17 protein-coding genes and 1 pseudogene are annotated in these 22374 nt (G+C 47.4%); all 18 read left to right on the forward strand.

The window, feature by feature from the left end:
- Nucleotide 1: 1 nt before the first annotated feature.
- Nucleotides 2–1099: a GerAB/ArcD/ProY family transporter gene (locus EYS13_RS14050; protein WP_227763974.1), complete on the forward strand. Its 1098-nt coding sequence runs from the start codon at nt 2–4 to the stop codon at nt 1097–1099.
- Entirely contained in the window at nt 1092–2303 is a 1212-nt protein-coding gene (locus tag EYS13_RS14055) for a Ger(x)C family spore germination protein (protein ID WP_227763976.1), read from the forward strand. Before EYS13_RS14050 ends, EYS13_RS14055 begins: the two co-directional genes overlap by 8 nt.
- Before the next feature lie 127 nt (nt 2304–2430).
- Entirely contained in the window at nt 2431–2766 is a 336-nt protein-coding gene (locus EYS13_RS14060; RefSeq protein ID WP_227763977.1) for a CLC_0170 family protein, read from the forward strand.
- 141 nt (nt 2767–2907) lie between these two features.
- Nucleotides 2908–3468: an aminoacyl-tRNA hydrolase gene (gene pth, locus EYS13_RS14065; RefSeq protein WP_227763979.1), complete on the forward strand. Its 561-nt coding sequence runs from the start codon at nt 2908–2910 to the stop codon at nt 3466–3468.
- Nucleotides 3469–3956: 488 nt separating this feature from the next.
- Nucleotides 3957–4376 carry a hypothetical protein gene (locus EYS13_RS14070; protein WP_227763981.1) on the forward strand — a complete coding sequence of 140 codons (420 nt, stop codon included), beginning with the start codon at nt 3957–3959 and terminating at the stop codon, nt 4374–4376.
- Between the two features lie 281 nt (nt 4377–4657).
- Nucleotides 4658–8176, forward strand: coding sequence for a transcription-repair coupling factor (gene mfd / locus EYS13_RS14075; protein WP_227763983.1), 3519 nt, complete (start codon nt 4658–4660; stop codon nt 8174–8176).
- A gap of 85 nt (nt 8177–8261) precedes the next feature.
- The gene (locus EYS13_RS14080; protein WP_227763984.1) at nt 8262–9287 is read left to right on the forward strand and encodes a peptidylprolyl isomerase; all 1026 of its coding nucleotides are present in this window, start codon (nt 8262–8264) and stop codon (nt 9285–9287) included.
- 190 nt (nt 9288–9477) lie between these two features.
- Complete coding sequence (gene spoVT / locus EYS13_RS14085) at nt 9478–10041, forward strand: stage V sporulation protein T (protein ID WP_227763986.1); 564 nt, start codon at nt 9478–9480, stop codon at nt 10039–10041.
- Between the two features lie 215 nt (nt 10042–10256).
- A complete protein-coding gene (locus EYS13_RS14090) occupies nt 10257–11846 on the forward strand; it encodes a putative polysaccharide biosynthesis protein (protein WP_227763989.1) in 1590 nt (529 codons plus the stop codon).
- A gap of 4 nt (nt 11847–11850) precedes the next feature.
- On the forward strand, nt 11851–13317 hold the full coding sequence (yabN, locus tag EYS13_RS14095; RefSeq protein WP_227763991.1) for a bifunctional methyltransferase/pyrophosphohydrolase YabN: 1467 nt from the start codon (nt 11851–11853) through the stop codon (nt 13315–13317).
- Between the two features lie 118 nt (nt 13318–13435).
- Nucleotides 13436–13711 (forward strand): HU family DNA-binding protein, encoded by a 276-nt coding sequence (locus EYS13_RS14100; RefSeq protein WP_227763994.1) that lies wholly within the window; start codon nt 13436–13438, stop codon nt 13709–13711.
- Between the two features lie 105 nt (nt 13712–13816).
- The gene (locus tag EYS13_RS14105) at nt 13817–14080 is read left to right on the forward strand and encodes an RNA-binding S4 domain-containing protein (protein ID WP_227763996.1); all 264 of its coding nucleotides are present in this window, start codon (nt 13817–13819) and stop codon (nt 14078–14080) included.
- 142 nt (nt 14081–14222) lie between these two features.
- Nucleotides 14223–15185: a SpoIID/LytB domain-containing protein gene (locus EYS13_RS14110; protein WP_227763999.1), complete on the forward strand. Its 963-nt coding sequence runs from the start codon at nt 14223–14225 to the stop codon at nt 15183–15185.
- 152 nt (nt 15186–15337) lie between these two features.
- Nucleotides 15338–16600, forward strand: a complete 1263-nt coding sequence (locus EYS13_RS14115; protein WP_227764000.1) for a PocR ligand-binding domain-containing protein — start codon at nt 15338–15340, stop codon at nt 16598–16600.
- 143 nt (nt 16601–16743) lie between these two features.
- The gene (locus EYS13_RS14120; RefSeq protein WP_227764002.1) at nt 16744–17529 is read left to right on the forward strand and encodes a cobalamin B12-binding domain-containing protein; all 786 of its coding nucleotides are present in this window, start codon (nt 16744–16746) and stop codon (nt 17527–17529) included.
- A 22-nt stretch (nt 17530–17551) separates the two neighbouring features.
- Nucleotides 17552–18967, forward strand: a pseudogene (gene mttB, locus EYS13_RS14125) ([trimethylamine--corrinoid protein] Co-methyltransferase).
- Between the two features lie 136 nt (nt 18968–19103).
- Nucleotides 19104–20849, forward strand: coding sequence for a DUF4153 domain-containing protein (locus EYS13_RS14130; protein WP_227764005.1), 1746 nt, complete (start codon nt 19104–19106; stop codon nt 20847–20849).
- Between the two features lie 319 nt (nt 20850–21168).
- Nucleotides 21169–22371: a COG1470 family protein gene (locus tag EYS13_RS14135; RefSeq protein ID WP_227764007.1), complete on the forward strand. Its 1203-nt coding sequence runs from the start codon at nt 21169–21171 to the stop codon at nt 22369–22371.
- Nucleotides 22372–22374: the final 3 nt, after the last annotated feature.

A 22374-nucleotide genomic window follows, 5' to 3' on the forward strand; every position in this document is an offset into this window, starting at 1 on the left:
AATGCCGCGCGGACAGGATAAAGTAACTCCCAATCAAGTAGCCATCGGTCTAATTTCCACGGTCATAGGGGTACAAATTTTGGCTATGCCTAGGGATTTGGCGGAAGCCGCCGGGCGTGACGGTTGGATATCGGTTATTTTAGGTGGATTAATAGTCGGGGTTATTATTTATTTTCTTACAGTTTTGGGCGCGATGTTTCCCGGAAAGAGCATTGTAGAGTACAGCCAGGAGATACTGGGCAGGATTTTGGGTATTCTTTACAGTCTAATTGTATTTGCTTTTTATGCTTTGGTGGCTGCTTTTGTAGTGCGGGAGTTTGCTGATATTTTAAAGCTTTATTTGTTGGATAAGACACCGGTGGAGGTAATAATTTTAAGCATGCTTTTTGTCAGTGCCTATCTGGTAAACCACGGTGTTAATTCGCTGGTCAGGGTAATGCAGGTATTTTTCCCTCTCCTGGTGCTGCCGTTGCTGTTATTATTTGTAATGGTAACGCCCATGGCTGATTTTAAACAGTTGCTTCCGCCGTTGCAAAAAGGGGTGCTGCCCGTGTTAAAAGGAGTCACTGCCGGGTTTACCATTTACAGTGGCTTTTCGGTGATTGGATTTCTAATACCATTTATGGAGGAACCACGGAAAGCCATTAAAGTCTGCCTGCTTGCCCAGGGTTTGATAATGGCGGTTTACCTGGCGATGTTCATTATGTCGTTGGGTGTTTTTGGGCCTGTGGATATGACTCACCTCCTTTTTCCTGTTAATGACCTGGTAAGGACAATAGAAGTTCCCGGCACATTTATCGAAAGGTTTGATGTTTTCCTTTTAAGCATTTGGATTTTGGCTGCATATACTACAGTTACTGCCGCATACTTTTTGACGACTCTCAGCTTGAGCCAAATAACAGGGTTAGGTGAGCCTCGCCCTCTGGTTTATCTTGTGTTGCCGGTTATTTACGTGGTTGCGATGCGTCCGCAGGATATTACCGCCCTCGATGCATTTGGGCGAGTTGCCGGTATGGTCAGCATGGGCCTGTCTTTGACGGTGCCTTTGCTGTTAATCGTTGCACTGCTTAAAGAAAAGGGGAAAGACAAAAATGAGTAGGCCCGCTAAGGTTACTGCCCGTTGGTTGCTTATGATCTGCATGACAGCTTTGGCTCTCCTTATGACTACAGGGTGCTGGGACCGGTGGGAATTAGAGGAACGGGGAATGGTGCTGGGTATTGGCCTGGATGAAGCCGAGAAGGCGCCTCCCATTCCGGGCGTGGAAGGAGAGTTAGACGCCAGGGGAGAGCCAGTTTTGAATGTAACCTTCCAAATGGTAGATCCCGGCCAGGTAGCAGGTGAAAAAAAAGGCGGTGGGGAAAAGGGTTCTCCCTATTGGAATCTTACCGTAGAGAGCGCGGGCAGCGTTTTTGAGGCCATCAGAGAAGCGTCCACCCGCGCCAACCGGTCGCCCTATCTGGAACATGTTCAGGTTTTGGTCATTGGAGAAGACCTGGCTCGGCAGGGCCTGAATAAGGTGTTGGACGCACTTTTTCGGGAGAACGAGATCAGGAAACGGGTCCTGGTCTACGTTACCCCGGCTACTGCTCAAGAAGTATTGGCGGTCAAGCCGCGGCAGGAAGGAGTTAATGCGGTTTACCTGGCCAGTTTACAGGAAAACTCCAAAAAAACGTCCCATTTTCCTCCGCGGGTGGATTTAGGAAAGCTCTCCAGAAATATCCACGAAGGAGGTTCTTATCTCCTGCCCCGGATTATACCTGCTAAGGAGGAAGTAAAGCTCATTGGGGCCGGCGTTTTTAAAGAGGACAAGTTAATTGGCTGGCTGGGCGGTTTTGAGTCTCAAGGAGTGCGTTTGGTCACGGGCCAGGTTAAGGGAGGCTCCGTGGAAGCTGTCTCTACCCGTTCCGTGCCGGGAAAAAAGAGTTTAGACGTATATGAATTTATGGAACTACAAAGCACTGTGAAACCCCAAGTTCAAGGGGGGCAAATAGCCTTTACCGTGCAAATCCAAACTGAAGGCCGCTTGGTGGAACACCAAAATCCGGCAGATACGCTGGATGAACAGCATTTAAAAGACATGGAAAAAGAATTTGCCCGGGCCATTGAAAAGCAGGCCCGTTTGACTATTGAAAAAATGCAGCGGGATTTCCAAGCCGATGTTTTCAACTTTGGACGGGCTTTGGAGGAAAGATATCCCCAGGTGTGGGAGCAAGTGAAAAATAATTGGAGTGAAGTATTTGCTGCCGCTCAGGTTGAAGTAAAAGCGCAAGTAAATATCCGGCGTGTGGGAATTAGCAGGTAAGCCATCAGCCGTCAGTTGTTAGCGGTCAGCTGTCAGCCAACAGCTATCAGTCCTCAGCAATTAGCCGTTGGTTTAATAATCACTAATGACCAGTGACTAATGGTTTTATAATCCACAAAAGCCATTCATGCAACTAAGGACTAACGACGAGACCATGGATATCAACGTTTACATTTTGCTGCTGGTTCTGCTGGAGCAGCATGAAGGTCTGGCGATTATAGAAAAGGAGTTAAAACAGATGTTGGGAAAGGTTTTTGAAACGTTGCAAAGCATTTTTTCGGTTTGGGCTGTGGTGGTGATTACCATCTGCGGTGCCTGGTCATTCTTAATGGTCAACCCTGCTTTAGCGGAGCGGGGGTTAAAAAGAGAGGCTGAAGTGGCTAAATGGGGCGGATTGCTCTATTTTATAGGAGGCATAAGCATTTTTTTAATCCTGAAAGTTGTTGGATTTTTTATTGGATAGAAGCATTAACTGTAAATGGCGAAAGGCATAAAAATGCTTTTGTCCTCGGTTGATAAGTGCAGCAGGTAAAAAAGCTTTTCGGGCAGAATATTAGGGAGAGTTGAGAGATTAGCTTTTTCAGGTACAGAAAGTGGGGGTACGATGAAACTGATTGTTGGTTTGGGCAATCCCGGTCCCCGTTATGAAACCACCAGGCATAACGTGGGCTTTATGGCAGCAGACCTTATCGCTGATAAACTGGGTATTGATTTTAAAAGTTCCAAGCATGAGGCTCTGATAGCCGAAGGCAGCTTAAACGGTGAAAAAATTTTGCTCTGTAAACCGCAAACCTATATGAATTTGAGCGGCCAGGCTGTCCGGTCGGTGGTACAATGGTACAAGCTAGGCGCTGAAGATATACTGGTAATTTACGACGATATGGACCTTGCGGTGGGCAGGCTGCGGATCCGCGCCAGCGGCAGCGCCGGCGGACAGAAAGGTATGGCTAACATCATTCAACTGCTCGGTACCGAACAGTTAAAAAGGATAAGGCTGGGCATTGGCCGACCGCCTCTAGGCTCACAGGCTGCGGATTTTGTGCTTAGCCCTTTCTCCGAGGCGGAATGGGAGGTCCTGAGGGAGCTGTTGCCTAAAGCAGCAGAGGCAGCATTAGCTGTCTTTGCAGACGGGGTGGAGGCTGCGATGAATAAGTACAACTGCTAGGTAGACACCAATGCTGCTGTCGCAGCACCAGCAGTACAGTGAAAATTAGGTCAACGATTATGTCCGTGGAAGCGACCTTTGTCCGAATTTTATAGTACCCTGGGAAGCTGATGGCTGAAAGTGGCCGGAGGACAGGACGTCCGTAGAGCGGTGGAGCGACAGGACGTCGCGTCACCGCGGGCCGCTGAAAGCCAAAAGCTGAGCAGATGGTACTCTTAATTCGGACAACGGGAGCGACAGGACATAGACGTTATAGCTATTTTCGAGAAAGCTTCAGGGCTGCGGTCTTGTTCAGTTATCAGAAAGCTGCGACGTCGTCAGCTACAGCTGTCAGCCATCAGCTCTCAGCTATCAGCAATTCCCTGCTGGCTTGATAATTGCTAATGACTAGTGGCTAATGGTTTTATAAGTCCACAAAAGCCATACATGCAACTAAGGACTAACGACTAAGGACTAAAGACGCGACCGCAGGTCGCTACCGGGGACTGATGACCCGAGCGAATGGAGGTATTACCATAGAGTTGCTATCTGGTACACTTGCTGCCGTACTTGCATGGCTTTTCAACTCGTTTTTAATTGCCAGGTGGGGAAAGGAGGCCATTTGGCTGGCTGCTCCCCTGGTTGAGGAGTCATTAAAAACGGGCTTAGCCCTTTTACTGGGTACTTCTTTATTTATATCCCATTTGCTTTTCGGGTTAGCGGAGGGGATTTTTGATGTCTTACGTCCCGGCAGGGATGACTTGCCGGCGGGCCTCTCAGGGCTAATCAGCCATGGTATCTATGGCTGGCTGACCCAAACCGTTTGGTTGGCTTCGGGAAATATTTGGCTGGGAGTTGCGGCGGCCATGGTTGTTCACATGCTGTGGAACGCTGCAGTGGTATTGCTGGCGCGGCGCCGACAACATTAGCTATCAGCTGCCAGCTATTAGCTATCAGCCTATTGTACTGTTCAAAGGCCGTAGAGTATGGTAAGCTTTTATTAATTGTGAGGTATGATTATTAGGGGGCCAATGGCTGACGGCTGTTGGCTGAGAGCTTAAAGCTACTAGTGGGGGTCCTTTGGGGCGTCCATCTTTTGGCGTTTCCCTGCTGGAGAGGGACCCGTTTCTCTCAGGAAAATTTTCACAAATTAAAGCTGAAGGCCGGAGGCTTTTGGCTAACATGCATTAGACATGCAGTGGAGGTATTTATGGTTTACCACCGGGGACTGTTAGAAATGTTATACGAGGACCAACAGTTTAAAAATATGTTGGAGGGACTGGAGCGAGGGCTGAAGAGCCAGGTGGTATACGGTTTGGTCAGTTCTCAAAAAAGTTTCTGGATTGGGGCTATTGCACTGGCGGCCAAAGAGCCGCTCTTAGTGATAGCACCGGATGCTGAGACAGCCAGGGGGCTGGCTGCCGAGCTGGCCATCTTTTTGCCGGAAAGGGTGGATTACTTTCCTCCGCGGGAAATGCTGCCTTATCAGGTTTTTGCCCACAGCAACGAGATCCAGGCCAGGCGCTTAAATGTGATGGCCAAGATTCTAAACGGGAGCCTTACCTGTCTGGTAACTACCGGTGAGGCTATATTGCAGCAACTTATTCCTAAACAGGTCCTGGCGGGAAGTTTTTTCAGCTTAAAACAGGGAGATGTGGTCCAGTGGGAATTGCTGCTGGATAAGATTTCCCGGCTTGGTTTTGAGCGGGTCGATCTGGTTGAAGCTCCGGGTCAATTTTCAGTTAGGGGTGGGCTGATTGATCTTTATCTTTTGACTGAAGTGAGTCCCGTAAGAATAGAGTTTTTTGATGATGAAATTGACTCTATCCGCTATTTTGACCTGGAAAGCCAGCGTTCAATTGCAGAAATAGAAAGCATTACACTGACTCCTGCCCGTGAGTTGCTCTTGACTTCCGAAGCAAAAGCTTTGGGACAGCAATTAATAGAGAAAGAATGGGCCGTGACGCGCAAACGCCTGGAGAAACTGCAGAAAAAAGAAGCTGTGGATAACCTGGACGCCAAGATTTCCGGCGATTTGGAGAAACTGGCCCAGGACTTGTGGACGGAAAGTTTGGAGAGATTTCAGCCTTTTTTTTATCCTGAGCAGCAGTCAATTAGTGACTATTTCCGGCGCAAACCCTTAATCATTGTGGATGAAATCAACCGGGTAATGGAAAGCATGGAACGGGCTGAACTTGAAAGGGCAGAATCTTTTGCGGATTTAACCGAGGCCGGAGCGGTGCTGCCCTCCCAGGCCAAAATTTACGCTGCGGTAAGCAGCTTTCCTGAGATTGTAGGAAAATTCCAGGCTTGTTACTTCAGCGCCTTGCCGCAAAAATTAAGCGGTGTCCAGCCTCAAAACATCTTAAGTGTCAACACCAAAACCATGCATCCTTTTATGAGCAAGTTTAATCTTTTGGCGGAAGAGGTTGAGCTTTGGAAGAAAAACAAATACAAAATAGTATTTATGGTGAGCAACCAGGAGAGGGCTAAATTTTTACAAGGACTTTTGTCTGATCACCGTATTGAAGCTGCTGTTATTCCCGGACTGGACAAACGGCCCGGCCCAGGGGTAACTATAACTGTGGGGGCTTTGCTCCAAGGCTTTGAATACCCTGATTTAAAGCTTGTGCTGGTCACCGAGCAGGAGGTATTCGGGCAGCGCAAGCGCAAAAAACCCCGTCAGGCTTTTAAAGAGGGCAGCAAAATCGGTGTTTTCAGCGATTTAAAAGTAGGGGATTATGTGGTCCATGTCCATCATGGCATTGGGCGCTATCTGGGTATAGAGCAGTTAGAGGTAGGCGGGGTGTACAAAGATTACTTGCTTATCCAGTATTCCGGGGAGGATAAGTTATACATCCCCACGGACCAAGTTGAGCTGATTCAAAAGTACATTGGGGCGGAAGGACACGTTCCCAAGCTGAACAAGTTAGGCGGCAACGAATGGAACAAGGTGAAAAGCAGGGTTAAAGCCTCTGTGCAGGATATGGCCAAAGAGCTGTTGCAGCTCTATGCAGCCCGGGAAGCGTCCGTTGGCTTTGCTTTTTCTCCCGATACAGTTTGGCAGAAAGAATTTGAAGAGGCCTTTCCCTATACGGAAACCCCCGATCAGCTCCAAGCTATTATCGATGTCAAAAAGGATATGGAAAAGCCAAAGCCCATGGATAGGTTGCTGGTGGGTGATGTAGGCTACGGCAAAACAGAAGTAGCTCTCCGGGCTGCATTTAAAGCCACCATGGATTCCAAGCAGGTGGCTGTGCTTGTGCCTACCACTGTTTTAGCACAGCAGCACTACAACACTTTTTCCCAGCGCTTCAGCAATTATCCTATCAAAATAGGATTGTTAAACCGTTTTAAAAGCCCAAAAGAACAGCAAGCGGTGCTGCAAGGATTAAAAGATGGCAGTATAGATGTAGTCATAGGAACCCATCGCCTGCTTTCTTCCGATGTAAAGTTCAAAGATCTGGGCCTGGTGATTGTCGATGAGGAGCAGAGGTTCGGAGTAGCCCACAAGGAACGTTTAAAACAGATAAGGGAAAGCGTCGATGTATTGACCTTGACTGCTACGCCCATACCCAGGACGCTCCATATGTCCCTTGCCGGCACCCGGGATATGAGTATTATCGAGACCCCGCCGGAGGAGCGTTACCCTGTGCAAACTTACGTAGTAGAGTACAGTCCCGAGTTGATCCGGGATGCCATCAGGCGGGAACTGAACCGGGGCGGGCAAGTATACTTTATCCATAACCGGATTGCTGATCTGGACCGGGTGGCTAGTTTCTTGCAACAGTTGGTACCAAACGCCAGGATTGCCATTGCCCACGGACAAATGAAAGAAGATGAACTGGAAGAAGCCATGCTTGGCTTTATAGAAGGGGAATACGACGTACTGCTATGCACCACCATTGTGGAAAATGGCCTGGATATAAGCAATGTTAATACATTGATCGTGGATGAGGCTGATCATCTGGGCTTGGCCCAGCTTTACCAGCTAAGAGGCAGGGTTGGCCGGAGCAACAGGTTGGCTTATGCCTATTTTACCTATCGCCCGGACAAGGTTTTAAATCCTGTGGCGGAAAAGAGGTTAAGGGCTATTAGGGAGTTTACCGAGTTTGGTTCCGGTTTTAAAATTGCCATGCGGGATTTGGAAATCAGGGGTGCAGGCAACCTCCTGGGGCCGGAGCAGCATGGACATATGCTGGCAGTTGGCTTTGACTTGTACTGTCGCCTGCTGGAGGAGGCTGTGGCCCAGCTTAAAGGGGCTACAAAAGCCCGAACTGAGGTCCAGCCGGTACTTGATATTGATGTTAATGCTTACATCAGCGATGCCTATATTGGCAACTCGGGTATTAAAATGGAGTTTTACCAGCGCTTGGGAGAAGCGGGCAGCGAAGAGGAAGTACAGGAGATTATTGATGAGCTGATTGACAGGTTTGGCGATCCCCCTCAACCGGTAGTTAACCTGGCCCAAATTGCGGTTTTGCGCACTTTGGCTAAACAGACAGGGGCGAAAGCAATTAAAGCCAAAAAGAACGAGGCTAAATTAGAATTCCGTGAAAGCCCGCTGGGAGGGGAGAAGCTCTTGGAGTTAGACCGTGAATTCAGGCGCAGGCTCACTTTCGCCGTATCGGAGGGGCTCACCATAACGGTGAAGATCAGTCCGAGAGAGCACGAAAACCTGTTAAACCTGCTGGTAAGTATTTTCAGAAAGATTAAAAGCCTTGCTTAAGCTTTCGCCTGACTGCTATAATTGAATTTAGTTTAGTGCAAGCGCACAGTTCATTTATTTCAAAGAGGAGAAAGGTCGTGAAGCCGTGAGGAAGCTGCGCAATCTATGGAAAGTATGCGCTATATTGGTAGTTGTTATTTTTGTTCTTGCCGGCTGTGGAAAGAAAAAAGATGTGGTAGCCACGGTAAACGGGCAGGACATCACCCGGCAAGAGTTTAATGAAAAAATGGAGGGCGCCAAAGCCGCCATGGAACTCCAGGGTATGAAGTTTGACGGCGAGCAGGGCAAAGTAATTCTTAAAATGCTTGAGCAGGAAGTATTGAACCAGATGATTCAGGAAGCGGTGATTACCCAGGACGCAGAGAAACAGGGGATCAAAGTTGAGCCCAAGAAGGCCAAGGAACAGCTAGATCAGATGAAAAAGGCATATGGGGAGGAAGCATTTAAAAAGATGCTGGAAGCCCAAAAGACCAATGAAGAAAAACTTACAAAATACATCCTTTTTGGGCTTACAGCTGATGAGCTGTACAAAAAAGTAACCGCAGACGTGAAAGTTACTGAGGAAGAAGCCAAAGATTACTTTGCGAAAAATAAAGAGGACCTGGTTCAGGTCAAAGTAAGCCATATTCTGGTAGAGGCTAAAGAAGGAGAGGCTACCCCGGAACAGGTTAAAAAAGCTGAGGCTAAAGCGAAAGAGCTGATTGCGCGGCTTCAGGACGGGGCTGACTTTGCGGAGCTGGCTAAAAAGGAATCTGATGAGCCCATGGCTAAAACCACCGGAGGGGCGTTGGAGGGTTACTTCTCCAAATCTGACAGCATGTATGTGCCTGAATTTACTGAAGGAGCCCTTAAAATTGCCAAGGGAACGGTCGGCGCGGAACCGGTCAAGAGCCCGTTTGGATTTCATGTAATTAAAGTAGAGGACCGCAAAGATACTTTTGAACAGCTGAAAGAAGACTTGATTGCCAAGTTAACTGCGGATAAAAAAGGGCAGAAGTGGCAAGAATATTTAAGCGAACTCATGAAGAAAGCTAAAATAGAAAACAAGCTGGAAGAAGAAGCTAAAAAAACTGAGGCCACCCAGGGTAATATAGACAAGAAAAAAGAGTAAGTATTTTAGGGACATACAAGAGTATGTCCCTAAAAAATGACGCAAGAACCTAATTTTACAAGGACAAGTACAAAAATTAACTTTTTTTGCGTCATTATGGAAAAAAATGAATAATCTCTCCTGTGCTGATATATACTAACAATGAAAACTGACTCACCAGAATTTTAGGCAAAAAGGAGGGATAAAGTTCATGAAGGCAACCGGTATTGTGAGGCGTATTGATGATTTAGGTAGAGTTGTTATCCCCAAAGAGATACGCAGGACCTTGCGCATCCGCGAAGGTGACCCTCTTGAGATCTTCGTGGATCGTGAAGGAGAGGTAATTCTAAAGAAATACTCTCCGATTGGTGAATTGGGAGATTTTGCTAAAGAATATGCTGATTCGTTATACGAAGCAATTGGTCATATAGCTTGTATTTCTGACCGCGATAGTATTATAGCAGTGGCGGGGGCTCCGAAGAAAGAATTTTTAAATAAACCTATCAGTGCTGCAGTGGAAAAAGTAATGGAAGAGCGTAAGACCGTGCTTATCAATGAACCCGGCCAGCACGTACTGTGCAAAGGCTGTGGCCCCATGGAAAACGGTGAGGAATGCAAATTTAGTTCTGAAGTTATTGCTCCGATTATTGCCGAAGGAGATCCGATTGGTGCAGTAATTTTATGTTCTAAGGAACCAAATGTACGCATGGGTGACATGGAGGTTAAACTGGCGGAAACTGCTGCAGGATTTTTAGCAAAACAAATGGAACAATAAGGGCGCATAGGCGCTCTTTTCTTTTTGCTGCAGTAGAAAGTGAGTCAGGGGACGGTTCTCTGACTCACTCTTCGCAACAACATGAGTCAAGGAACCGTCCCCTGACTCTCCGGCAACCTCTAAACGAATTATTGCAATTAACAAAAACAATACTAAAATAGCATTTGCTGGTATAATATAGAAACATAAAGCCATGGGTGGGAGAGGGTCTCGAGGTGACGGGAGAAAGGTTCTTACAGGGAGCGATTATACTTAGTGTTGCAGGCATGGTTAGCAAATTGTTGGGCGCTTTATACCGCATTCCCCTGGCCCGGATCTTAGGCGGCGAGGGTATGGGGCTCTACCAGATGGCCTATCCTATCTATACCAGCATCCTTGCTCTGTCTACAGCGGGTATTCCGGTGGCCATTTCGATTTTAGTGGCGGAAAAACTGGCGAACGGGGATTACAGGGGTGCCAAGAGGGTATTTACAGTTTCTTTAGCCTTGTTGTCTTTAACCGGATTGATCTTCGCCTACCTGGTTTTTTCCGGCGCGAGTTTTTTGGCTCATATTGTGCTACAGGAGCCCCGGGCATTGTATCCCATAGCCGCTATTGCCCCTGCTATTTTTTTCACGGCGGTGGTGTCTGCTTTCCGGGGTTATTTCCAGGGCTACCAGGTGATGGTGCCTACAGCTGTTTCTCAGGTCGTAGAGCAATTAGCAAGGGTAACCACAGTTTTAACCGGAGCTATTGTGCTTTTGCCCTACGGCATCGAATTGGCAGCCGGAGCTGCAACCTTCGGGGCTGTAACCGGTGGAGCCGCAGCGCTCGTGGTTTTGGCCGTATTCTTCTTAAGAATGCCTCAAAGAAGAGGGGGCGAGGGCTTCCGTAGATTCCAGGAGGAATCAACCTGGAGCTTGGTTTCCAGGATAATTAAAATAGCATTGCCTTTATCGGTCGGGGGTTTAGTAATGCCGATGATGCAGGTGGTGGATGCATTGATTGTGCCCATTAGGCTGCAAGCTGCGGGAATGACGGCTTCCAGAGCTACCGAATTGTTTGGCCAATTAACGGGCATGGCAGGCAGCTTGATTAATCTCCCCACAATTATTACTATTTCTTTAGCAGTTAGTTTAGTTCCCGCTGTCTCTGAGGCTGTGGCTAAAAGGCGGCGCCCGCAAGCCATTTCCCGCATCGCCGCCAGCCTGCGCATTACAATCCTGTTATGTCTGCCTGCTGCAGCTGGTTTAGCTGTGCTGGCCAAGCCTATCAGCGTGCTGCTCTACGACGTAGCCGAGGTGGGTATCCCTCTCGCCTATCTTGCGCCGGGAATTCTTTTTCTGGGTTTGTACCAGACTACCTCCGGCGCTTTGCAGGGCTTAAGCAAAACATTTATCCCGGTTACTAACCTGCTTATTGGTTTGGTTTTGAAGAGTTTTTTGAATTATTATCTCACGGCAATTCCGGGAGTAGATGTCAGGGGTGCCGCCATTGCCACTGTCAGTGCCTTTTTCTTGGCATTTTTGCTCAATTTCTTTGCTTTACGCCAATTGATAGGTTTGAAACTTGCAGCTATGGATAGTCTCTTTTTGCCGGGATTAGCTACCGGTTTAATGGCTGTGGCGATTAAACATCTGTACCAATTTAGCCTTGGTTTTGTCCCAGGAAGTTTTGCTACTTTAGCTGCTGTTTTTGCTGGGATCTTCATTTTTTTCTTTAGCCTCCTCATGCTGGGGGGGCTTACCGTCGAGGATGTTGCCATGGTCCCCGGTGTCGGTAAAAAGGTGGCAAGTTTTTTGCAGAAAATACGTCTTTTGAGGTGAAAAAATGCTTAAAGGAAAAATAGTTGTGCTGGGTTTAGGCCCCGGGGGGGTAGGTCTGATTCCGGCCCAGAATTTGGAATTGCTGAAAAAAGCCGAATACATACTGGTGCGGACGGCCAAACACCCCGCCGTAGAGGAACTGCAAGGACAGGGGATTAAGTTTGCTTCTTTTGATTATCTTTACGAACAGCTCCCAACCTTTGAAGAAGTATACCAGACTATAGTGGACAAGCTAATAGCCGCTGCCGCCAAGTACCCGCAGGTCATCTATGCTGTTCCGGGACATCCCCTGGTAGCCGAGAGTACCGTGCCGCTTCTGTTACAGGCCGCTTCCCGGGAGGGTGTGGAAACGGAAGTACTGCCTGCTATGAGCTGCCTGGATGCTGTTTATGCAGCTTTGCATTTGGACCCCACTGCCGGCATGTTGGTCAAAGATGCCCTGCTGTTAAAGAGCGAGGAACTGGTTCCGGCGGTGGGTTTAATATTGACTCAGCTCTACAACCGGCAAATCGCGTCGGATGTCAAGTTGACACTGATGGAGGTTTATCCTGACGATCATTTGGTTAAATTGGTCCGGGGCGCCGGTGTTAGCAGGCTGGAGCGCATGGAAACAATACCCCTTTTCCAGCTGGACCGGATTGACTGGATTGATCACCTGACCAGCCTTTACGTTCCGCCGGCACAGCAAAGACAGGGTACAGCAGGCTTCCCGCTGGACCCGCTGGTCGATGTGATGCAGGAGCTTTTGGGCGAAAACGGTTGCCCTTGGGACAGGGAACAAACCCATGACTCTTTAAAGCGCTATTTGATTGAGGAATGTTACGAAGTTATTGAGGCTATAGAAGACCGGGATATGTATAAATTATGCGATGAATTGGGAGACTTACTATTGCAAATAGTTTTCCATGCGGAGTTGGCAAGCTGTTCCGGATACTTCAACATCAATGATGTAATAGCAGGAATAACGGAAAAAATGATTCGCCGTCATCCCCATGTTTTTGGTGACATCCGGGTGGATAATTCCACCCAGGTTTTGGCCAACTGGGATGAGATTAAAAGGCAGGAAAAGGAGAACAGCGGCTTAAAAACGGTGATGGATATTCCACGGGGCCTGCCGGCCCTCTATCGGGCTGAAAAAGTTCAGAACCGGGCTGCCAAAGTTGGTTTTGATTGGCCTGACATAGAAGGACCTTGGGCGAAGTTTCATGAGGAAATCAAGGAATTAAAGGAGGCCCTGGCAAAAAAAGAATTTAAACATACGGAAGAAGAAATGGGTGATATCCTGTTTGCTGCAGTCAATATCAGCCGCTTTCTCCATATTGATCCCGAAGAGGCGTTACAGAAAACTGTGGCCAAATTTGTGAAGCGTTTCCGCTTTATTGAGCAACAGGCAAGGCTTAAGGGCAAAGAATTGAGAGAGATGTCGCTGGAGGAAATGGACAAGCTTTGGGAAGAAGCCAAAAATCGCTAAGAAAGTGGAAAATTTTTCACCTGAATCAGAGCAAAAAGCAGGAGATTGTAGGATAGTAGCGAATTTAGCTTAGATAGTATGTTGAATCATGAGTCTATTTTTATTAGGAGGGATTCAGTTGAATAAGACGGACCTGGTTAGCAGCGTGGCAGAAAAAGCCGAATTTACCAAGAAGGATGCTGAAAAAGCTGTTAATGCAATTTTTGCCAGCATCGAAGAAGCCCTGGCAAAGGGGGATAAGGTCCAGTTAGTTGGTTTTGGGACTTTTGAGGTACGCGAGCGCGCTTCCCGCACCGGCCGCAACCCGAAAACAGGGGAAGAAATCAGCATTCCGGCAACAAAAGTTCCTGCTTTCAAGCCCGGCAAGGCATTGAAAGACGCTGTTAGTAAATAAAGCTGCGCAAGTACAATCAGGTTCAGGTGTGAACCTGATTTTGCTTTCTGCTGCTTCGTTATAACCCCGGGACCAGGGCCCGGGATGCGGTAAACAGGAGGGTTTATGCGACTGGATAAATATTTGAAAAATTCCCGGATTATCAAAAGAAGGACTGTGGCCAAGGAAGTGTGCGACAGCGGCAGGGTAATGCTGAACGGCAGGGCTGCCAAAGCGGGTTCTGAAGTAAATGCCGGCGATATTTTGACCATTGATTTGGGAGTAAAGGTGCTGGAGGTAAAAATTCTTGCCACTCCGGAAGTTGTTAAGGCTAATGAGGCCAAAGACCTTTACGAGCTGATCAGAGAACAAAACAAAGACTTAGCCTGAAAAACGCTATGACGAGCCATAGAGCGCTCTGCGCAGAGTTTGACCGTAAGTGACCTCTGTCCGACCGAGCGGCATGGATAAAAAACTCCCTCCCGGCTAAGAATAAGATCAAAATTGTAACGTTAAAGCTGGAGGGAACAAAATGTATAAATTCAATCAGCAAAGGCTGCTTTACGGTTGTTTGCTTTTACTGGTAATGTTGCTTTTAACGGCTTGCCCCGGCCCGGCAGGGCGCCCCGGACCAAACGGAGACGACTTTGGCCGGATAAGGAAGGAACCGACCATCTCCCTATATGTAAACGAGACAGGGGAAAAAAAGAAAATTAAGCTTGAGGAGTACCTGCAGGGCGTAGTTGCTGCGGAAATGGACCCCACTTGGCCTGATGAGGCGCTGGCAGCCCAGGCGATTTTGGCAAGGACATTTACCTTGAAGAAAATTCAGGAAGGTGGGGTTAAGGCGCGCGGTACCGATGCTTCAACCAGCGTGGAAGAATTTCAGGCCTACGATCCCCAAAAGATCAACGACAAGGTCAGGAATGCCGTGCAACGGACCCGGGGGGAAGTAGTCACCTACCGCGGGCGCTACATCAACGCCTGGTTTTTCGCTGACGGCGGTGGCCAAACTTCGGCTTCGGCAGCGGAAGGGTTAGGCTATTTTAAAGAAAAGACACCCTACATCCACAGCGTAAAAGACCCGGGCTTTGCGATTACGGTGCCGGAAAACAAGTCCTGGACCGCAACTTTTCCTCTTTCCCAAGTTAGAGCAGCGGTAAAGAAACTGACCGGCCGGGATATAGGAAAGGCCACCAGCGCCGCCATAGTGGAAAAAGGGCCCTCGGGCAGGGCGACCAAGGTTAAAATCGGGCACGTGACGCTGGGAGCTCCCGCTCTTCGTTTGGAGCTGGGCAACGATCAGATGCGCTCTACCCTCATCGACACCTTTGCCATTAAAAACGGCAACCTGGTGATCCACGGCAAAGGCTACGGACACGGAGTCGGGATGAGCCAGTGGGGAGCCAGGGCCCTGGCGGAGCAGGGCAAAAAGGCGGAGGATATTGTAATGTATTTCTTTAAAGGAGTAAAAATAGAAAAGATGTGGAAATAGTGCTAAAGCGCTTCGGTTATCCGAAGCTTTTTTAGTTTTTGTTAATATTTACCTGGAAGGATTTTACTTTAGGTTATTGAATTCAGTATACAGAAATAGAGTAATTAAGGGGCGGGAATTTATAACAGAAAACTTGGGTAGGAGGGGGTTGCATGGAGCAGTTCAGGGTTCCGACGGAAGAAGAAATACGGGGCATAGTGGAGACCTATAAAATCGCTACCGGTACCAATTGTGCTGCCTTTAACCTGGAGGGAGAAATCATCACCGGCGGTGATTACGGGAAACGCTCCTCCTTTTGCCGGCTGGTGCAGCAGTACGATCAGAAAAAAAGCTGCAAAAAGTCTTATATTTACGGGGGGCTGCAGTCGGAAAAATTAGGCGATGCCTATATTTATTTTTGTCCCTATGGTTTAGTGAACTGGACGGTACCGGTGATGGGCAATAATGAGGTTGTATTTTTTCTGGTGGGCGGCCCCGTTTTACTCCATAAGGTTGACAGTCTGTTGGTTGAGGAAATTATTCGCCAGCTTCCTCAGCTCGGCACAAATTTTCACCATGTTGGAACGACCCTGAACGAACTGCAGGTATTTGACCCGGTGCGGGTAAACCATCTGGCCGGGCTGTTAATGCTGGCGGCCAAAAGCCTGAGAGCGACCGACGTGTTTTTGGAGGGCAAGCGTAACAGGGCTAATATCAATGCTAACGTGGCCAGGGTTATCCAGAATTTAAAAAAGGAGATATTTACCCATAAGATCGGGGAGGGTGCAGGAAAACCATATCCCTTTGAAAGGGAAAAGGAGCTGATAGCTAAGGTTCGGCTGGGCGACAGGCAGGGTGCGAAAGAGATTTTAAACGATATTATCGGTTACATGTTTTTTTACAATAGATTTGAGCTTGTCAAGTTGGTTGCCGTCAGTTTGATGGTGGTTTTAGCACGGGCCGCCCTTGAGGTGGGCGTTGATTTGGAAATCCTTTTCGGAGCGGAATATTTGCAGCTCAGGAGGATTTTTGACTCTACTGATATTAACGAGCTTTCGGTGGAACTGACAAAAGCCATTGACTGGTTTATCGATTGTACTTTTCCTGTGGTTAATATTAAGAACCGCAACGTCATTTTTAAAGCCATGAGTTACATCCGGGAGAATTACAGCCAGATTTGTCTGGAGGCTGTAGCGGGGGAGGTGGGCCTGAGCGCCGCCTACTTCAGCAAATTGTTTAAAGAAGAAACGGGCAGGTCTTATAGCGAATATTTAAACAGGGTAAGGATAGAAGCCAGCAAAGAACTTTTAAAAAAGGGACTGCCACTGGTGGAGATTGCACAAATGGTGGGATTTAACGACCAGAGCTACTTTACGAATATCTTTAAAAAGTATGAAGGCGTTTCCCCCCGAAAATGGAAACAAAATGGGGACTGAGCCAAAAAGGCAAAAAATTATAAAACAGCTAAAATAATTGCAAGACCTGAATTTTGTTTTTTTTTAAAATTATAAATAGTAAAAACATTTGTGGTGTAAACGGAGGTAGTCGGATGGGTTAAATAAGGAGGTAGTTGCCGGACATGGATATTTTGCGGGAAATTAGCGGTTACTTGGAAAATGGTGATGCCGGCAATGTCATCGCCAGCGTCCAAACCGCCTTGGACAACGGATATCACCCGGAGGAAATCTTAAAAAGCGGCCTTTTATGCGGGATGGAGATAGTGGGAGAAAAATACAAAAACAACGAAATTTACATTCCTCACGTGCTCCTTGCGGCAAGGGCGATGAATGCAGGGCTGGAGGTCCTAAGGCCCAGGCTGACAACGGCAACCGGCGGCTTTATAGGAGGAAGGGCATTAATCGGCACCGTTAAGGGCGATTTACATGACCTAGGCAAAAATATGGTTAAAGCAATGCTGGAGCGGGAAGGTTTTGAGGTTTACGACCTGGGCAGGGATGTTGGTGAAGAGGAATTTGTCAACGCAGTCAGGGAATACCGGCCCCATGTGTTAGGTATTTCTGCTACCATGACTACCACCATGGGCGGCATCAGGGATGTAATTAAAGCTTTGGAAGGGGCGGGGCTGAGGAATGAGCTGCTGATCATGATTGGCGGCCTGCCTGTTACCGATGTTTTTGCGCAGGAAATCGGGGCGGATATCTGTTCAATTGACGCAGGCGAAGCTGCTTATCTTGCCAGAAGGCAATTTTTATCCGCCATACAAGCGGAAAAAACCAGGCGCGGGGAGGTGGTGGCAAACCCCAAAGGGGTGAAAAAAGCTGTTATTGCCGGAACTTTTACATTGAAATCGAAAGGAGGAGTGAATGAACATGGTAATAAGGGGTGCAAGGGCACACTACCCTAAAAAAGAAGGATTTAGTATTAACATGTTTACGCAGGAGGAGCTCCAGCAAATTCATTTTGCCACCCTGGAGGTTTTATGGCAGGAAGGGGTTCATGTGGGATCCGAGGAAGCACTGGACATTTTTGAAGATGGCGGGGCGATTGTGGACCGCAGCAGTCACGTGGTGAGGATTCACCCTTATATGGTTGAAGAAGCTATCAGGTCGGCCCCCAGCACGATCACTCTGGCCGGTCGCAACCCTAAAAACGATTGCGTTTTGGAAGGCAGCAGGGTTAATTTCACCACTTTTGGCGCCGGTGTCAAGATAGTTGATGCTTTTACAGGTGAACTGCGCAACACAACAAAGGCGGATGTGGCTGGGACAGCTTTAGTCGCCGATTATTTGGACGGCGTTGACGTTTATTCCCATGCAGTGTCAGCCAGGGACTGCCCTAAGTCTTCGGTTGATCTTCATGAAGCGGAGGCCTTTTTGACCAATACCACCAAGCACTGCCAGCACATCGATTTAACCTGCGGCGCCAATGCCAAGAAATATATTGCAATGGCAGCAGCCATTGTCGGCGGAATGGATGAACTGCGTAAGCGGCCCATTATTTCGGCGCTTACATGTCCACAGAGCCCGCTTCAACTGCACCGTGAGAGCTGTGAGATTATTATTGAATTTGCCAGAGCAGGCATTCCGGTGAACGTCTTATCCATGGCCATGTCCGGCGCTACTACTCCCGTCACCATCGCCGGGACTTTAGTGGTCCATAACGCTGAAGTTTTAACAGGTATCGTATTATCCCAGTTGACATGTAAAGGGGCGCCGGTAATCTACGGCAGTTCCACCACTACCTTTGACCTGCAGTATGCCACTGCTCCCGTAGGCTCGCCGGAACTGGGCATCTGCAATGCCGGTGTTGCTGCATTGGCCCAATTCTACCTGCTTCCCAGCTATGTAGCAGGTACCTAGGCTGACAGTAAAGTTTGTGATGTGCAAGCTGGCCATGAAAAAACCATAACTGCCATCTTACCAGCCTTGGCAGGAGCTAACTTGATTTACGGCATGGGCATGCTGGAGTTAGGGGTTACTTTTAGCTATGCTCAACTGGTTGTAGATAATGACATTGCGAAAATGGTAAAAAGAGTGGTAAGAGGTGTTGAGGTGAACGATGCCACCCTGGCAGTTGACCTGATTAAAAAAGTGGGTGGGGGCAGCGGAAAACATTACCTGACCGAAAGACACACCATTGACTATATGCATGCGGAACAATCCAGAGCAGGCATTTTTGACAGGAGGATGCGGCAGACTTGGGAAATTGAAGCCGGTGGCAAGGACTGCGCCCAGCGTGCTGCTGAGAAAGCCAGGGAAATTTTAAACGAGCATAAGCCGGAGCCCCTGGATGCCGATGTAAAAGCCCAGTTGCGCAAGATAGTAGAAAGCGCTGAAAAATAACCCCGGAAAAAAGATTGGAGAGAATGTAGGTGCATTCTCTCCAATCTTTTTTAAATCCGGGAACGACTGCTGCAAAAATCTCGTCTATCTTATATAAATTCGGAACCGAAAATAAAATTTGAATTGAGGTGTACAAGTGGGTCTGAAGATTGTTGCGTTAGGCAAGGATGTGCTGCACAAGCTTGCTGCCAGCCTCAAACGTTTTCCTGAAGCCGTTCTGCTGGCTGCAGCGGCCACCGTCATTCTGATTGCCATGAACCATATCAACTTCATGCAAAGTGGCTTGGAAGAGATCCTTGGGCGGGTGGTGATGGCTCTGGCGCTGGGTATTCCTTTGTCACTCTGCCTCAAAATGCTTTTTGAGCGCGCCCGGAACATCAAACTGGGTGTCAAGCTGCTAGTTTACGGCATTGCCGCCGCAGTGCCGGTGCTGTATTATTTTTACCTGTTGCCTGACTTGGGCATGGTCCCGGTTACCCGTTATATTTCGCTGACTTTGGCCTTGTATTGCGTTTTTACGTTTATTCCGTACTTTGATGGGAAACCGGGTTATGAGCAATATGTGGTTGCACTTATTAGGCAGTTTTTAATTACTGCCCTTTATGCCGTTGTGTTGTTTCTAGGTCTGGCAGCTATGGTATTTACCATAGACCGGTTGCTTTTTAACCTGCCTGAAAAACTCTATTTAGATCTATGGCTGATTGTTGTGGGATTATTTGCCCCAGCCTTTTTGTTATCGGAGGTGCCGGCTTACGGTACAGATCTTTCGGATACAGATTATTCCAAAGTTTTAAAGGCTTTGCTATTCTATATTGTTATGCCCATCATTGCTGCCTACACGGTGATACTCTATCTGTATTTCGCCAAAATTTTAATTACCAGGCAGTGGCCGGTGGGGATGGTTTCTCATCTGGTCCTTTGGTATGCGCTGCTTAGCACCTTTGTCATGTTTATTATTTATCCGTTACGCCCCGCTAATCAGTGGGTACGAAGCTTTCTATCGTTTGTACCCAAAATAATTCTACCCCTATTGGTGATGATGTTTGTAGCAATGGGCATCCGGATCAATGCTTACGGCATTACGGAAAACCGTTATCTGGTCGTGGCGGCAGGTATCTGGGTTACGTGCTCCATGCTGTATTTCCTGTTCTGTAAAGAAAAGAAAAACGTCTACTTGGCATTTTTCTTGGCTGCTGTCGCTATATTAACGGTGTTAGGTCCCTGGAGTTCCTATAGTGTCTCAAAATACAGTCAAAATGCCAGGTTCGAGCGCCTGTTACAAAAAAACCAAATGCTGCAAAATGGTGCCATTACGCCGGCGCCTCAGACCATCTCAGAAGTTGATAAGAACGATATACGTTCTATTATTCTATATTTTGACCGCTATCATGGTCTGGAGGAATTAAAATACCTACCAGAAGACTTTACGATTGAAAACATGAAAAACACCTTCGGGTTTGAGATGGACTATAATGTGGGTGGTGAACAATACTTTTCTTACCATGTGCAAAATGATAATATGCTGATCGCTATAGGGAGCTATGAGTACTTCTATAATGCTGGTTTTGGCAAGCGGTCGGATAGCAGCCTGCTAAAAAGCAGCCCCTTAGAAGTATCCTATAACCGGGAAGATAAAAGGTTAAAAATAGCAGAGCAGGGTAAAGTGATTTACGACAAAAACATTGATGACGTAGCGCTCAAGATTCACAGCCGGAATAAAGGAAAAACTAATCTTAGCCACTCGGATATGAGTTTTACCGATGAAAATGAGAGCCTCCAGGTGCTATATGTTTTCAAATATCTCAGCGGTCGCGAGGAGAGTTCAACAGGCAAGGTTAATATCGACCCGCCGGAGTTTTATATTTTTATCAAAGTAAAGTAAGCGTGTTGGTAATTAACGCTTTAAAGTGCCGTTTTGACATGGGCAAACCATATAATTATAATAAACACTAGGGTATATCTACCAATAATACAATCTAATATTTTGATGATTTAAAGTTTATAAAATGTCTCCATATTATTTCATGATGAAATAAATGGCAAGCTTTTATTAAGCTTTAGTTCATCTCTATGCTAACGGGAGACATTGTCTCCCGTTAGCTTTTAATGAGGGTCCAGAGGGGCCCAGCGTAGGAGGTGAATATGTCCCGGGTATTGGCGTAGTTCCACAGGCTAGATTATTTGAAAGGAGTGAACAGGCAATGAAAAAAGGTGCGTTAGAAGTACATAATTCAAAATTTATTCCAACTCAGCTTACTATAGTGCTGCTCGCTTTGTTAAGCTTAACTTTGATCTGTCCCCTGCAGCCTGCTGCAGCTCAAAAAGTGCTGGAATTATCAACCCCATATCCTAGCATCAGCGGTTCTGCGGGAGAAAATATTACTTTCCCCCTGACTATAAAAAATAACAGCAGTTCGAGCCAAGTAATTAACCTGGAAATCAAAACAAGACCGGATAATTGGGTGGTAGCCTTAAGAGGTGACGGCAGGGAGATTCAGCAGGTCTTTGTAAGTGGTAATGGCACTGCTTCTGCTGACTTGAAAGTAAAAATCCAAGATAACCCTAAACCGGGGGACTATGGCATTACTGTCTGGGCCTTTAGTGACGGAGGAACACGGGACGTTTTAAAGTTAAATGTAAAAATTGCCAAAGATAGGCAGGGCGAAGATGAACTGGCAGCCCAGTACTCTGAACTCAAGGGGCCCAGTAACGCCACCTTTAATTTTAAACTTGATTTGATCAACAATGGAAGTACGGAGCAGATTTATAGCCTGGGGGCCCGGGCTCCGGAGGGATGGCAGGTAACATTTAAACCTTCATACGAAAATCAACAGGTAGCAAGTATTAGTATTAAACCGGGAGAAAGCAAAGGGCTGGATGTGGCAGTAACGCCTCCGGCCAGTGTGCAGGCAGGAGAATATGTAATTCCGGTGGAAGCTGTAAGTGCAGCCGGAAAAGTGGCGAAGGAACTTAAGCTGATAATTACCGGCACTTATGATTTGGAGCTGAATACCCCTTCCGGCAGATTAAATGCAGAGGTGGTGGCGGGTAAAGAGAAAAAACTCAATTTAGTGGTGAAAAATAACGGCAGTGCCGTTATCAACAACATTACTCTTTCATCCCGCCAGCCGCAAGAGTGGTCGATGAGCTTTGAACCTAATACAATTGATACCCTTCAACCTGGAGAAAGCCGCCAGATTACAGCAACCATTACTGCTGGAAGCAAGGCGATAGCCGGGGACTATGTGGTTGCGGCTACTGCTTCCAGTCCGGAGGTCAGCAGTACGGCAGAACTAAGGGTAACCGTTAAAACCTCCACTCTGTGGGGCATTGTAGGCATAGCAATTGTGTTACTGGTATTAGTAGGCGTTTACAAAGTATTTCAAACCTACGGGAGGCGATAGGTT

Source organism: Zhaonella formicivorans, assembly GCF_004353525.1.
Lineage (GTDB): Bacteria > Bacillota > DUOV01 > DUOV01 > Zhaonellaceae > Zhaonella > Zhaonella formicivorans.

Excerpts from the sequence above, each read along its gene's own strand:
- EYS13_RS14050 (WP_227763974.1), top strand. The coding sequence starts at position 2 with ATGCCGCGCGGACAGGATAAAGTAACTCCCAATCAAGTAGCCATCGGT.
- EYS13_RS14055 (WP_227763976.1), top strand. The coding sequence starts at position 1,092 with ATGAGTAGGCCCGCTAAGGTTACTGCCCGTTGGTTGCTTATGATCTGC.
- EYS13_RS14060 (WP_227763977.1), top strand. The coding sequence starts at position 2,431 with ATGCAACTAAGGACTAACGACGAGACCATGGATATCAACGTTTACATT.
- pth (WP_227763979.1), top strand. The coding sequence starts at position 2,908 with ATGAAACTGATTGTTGGTTTGGGCAATCCCGGTCCCCGTTATGAAACC.
- EYS13_RS14070 (WP_227763981.1), top strand. The coding sequence starts at position 3,957 with ATGACCCGAGCGAATGGAGGTATTACCATAGAGTTGCTATCTGGTACA.
- mfd (WP_227763983.1), top strand. The coding sequence starts at position 4,658 with ATGGTTTACCACCGGGGACTGTTAGAAATGTTATACGAGGACCAACAG.
- spoVT (WP_227763986.1), top strand. The coding sequence starts at position 9,478 with ATGAAGGCAACCGGTATTGTGAGGCGTATTGATGATTTAGGTAGAGTT.
- yabN (WP_227763991.1), top strand. The coding sequence starts at position 11,851 with ATGCTTAAAGGAAAAATAGTTGTGCTGGGTTTAGGCCCCGGGGGGGTA.
- EYS13_RS14105 (WP_227763996.1), top strand. The coding sequence starts at position 13,817 with ATGCGACTGGATAAATATTTGAAAAATTCCCGGATTATCAAAAGAAGG.
- EYS13_RS14110 (WP_227763999.1), top strand. The coding sequence starts at position 14,223 with ATGTATAAATTCAATCAGCAAAGGCTGCTTTACGGTTGTTTGCTTTTA.
- EYS13_RS14115 (WP_227764000.1), top strand. The coding sequence starts at position 15,338 with ATGGAGCAGTTCAGGGTTCCGACGGAAGAAGAAATACGGGGCATAGTG.
- EYS13_RS14120 (WP_227764002.1), top strand. The coding sequence starts at position 16,744 with ATGGATATTTTGCGGGAAATTAGCGGTTACTTGGAAAATGGTGATGCC.
- EYS13_RS14135 (WP_227764007.1), top strand. The coding sequence starts at position 21,169 with ATGAAAAAAGGTGCGTTAGAAGTACATAATTCAAAATTTATTCCAACT.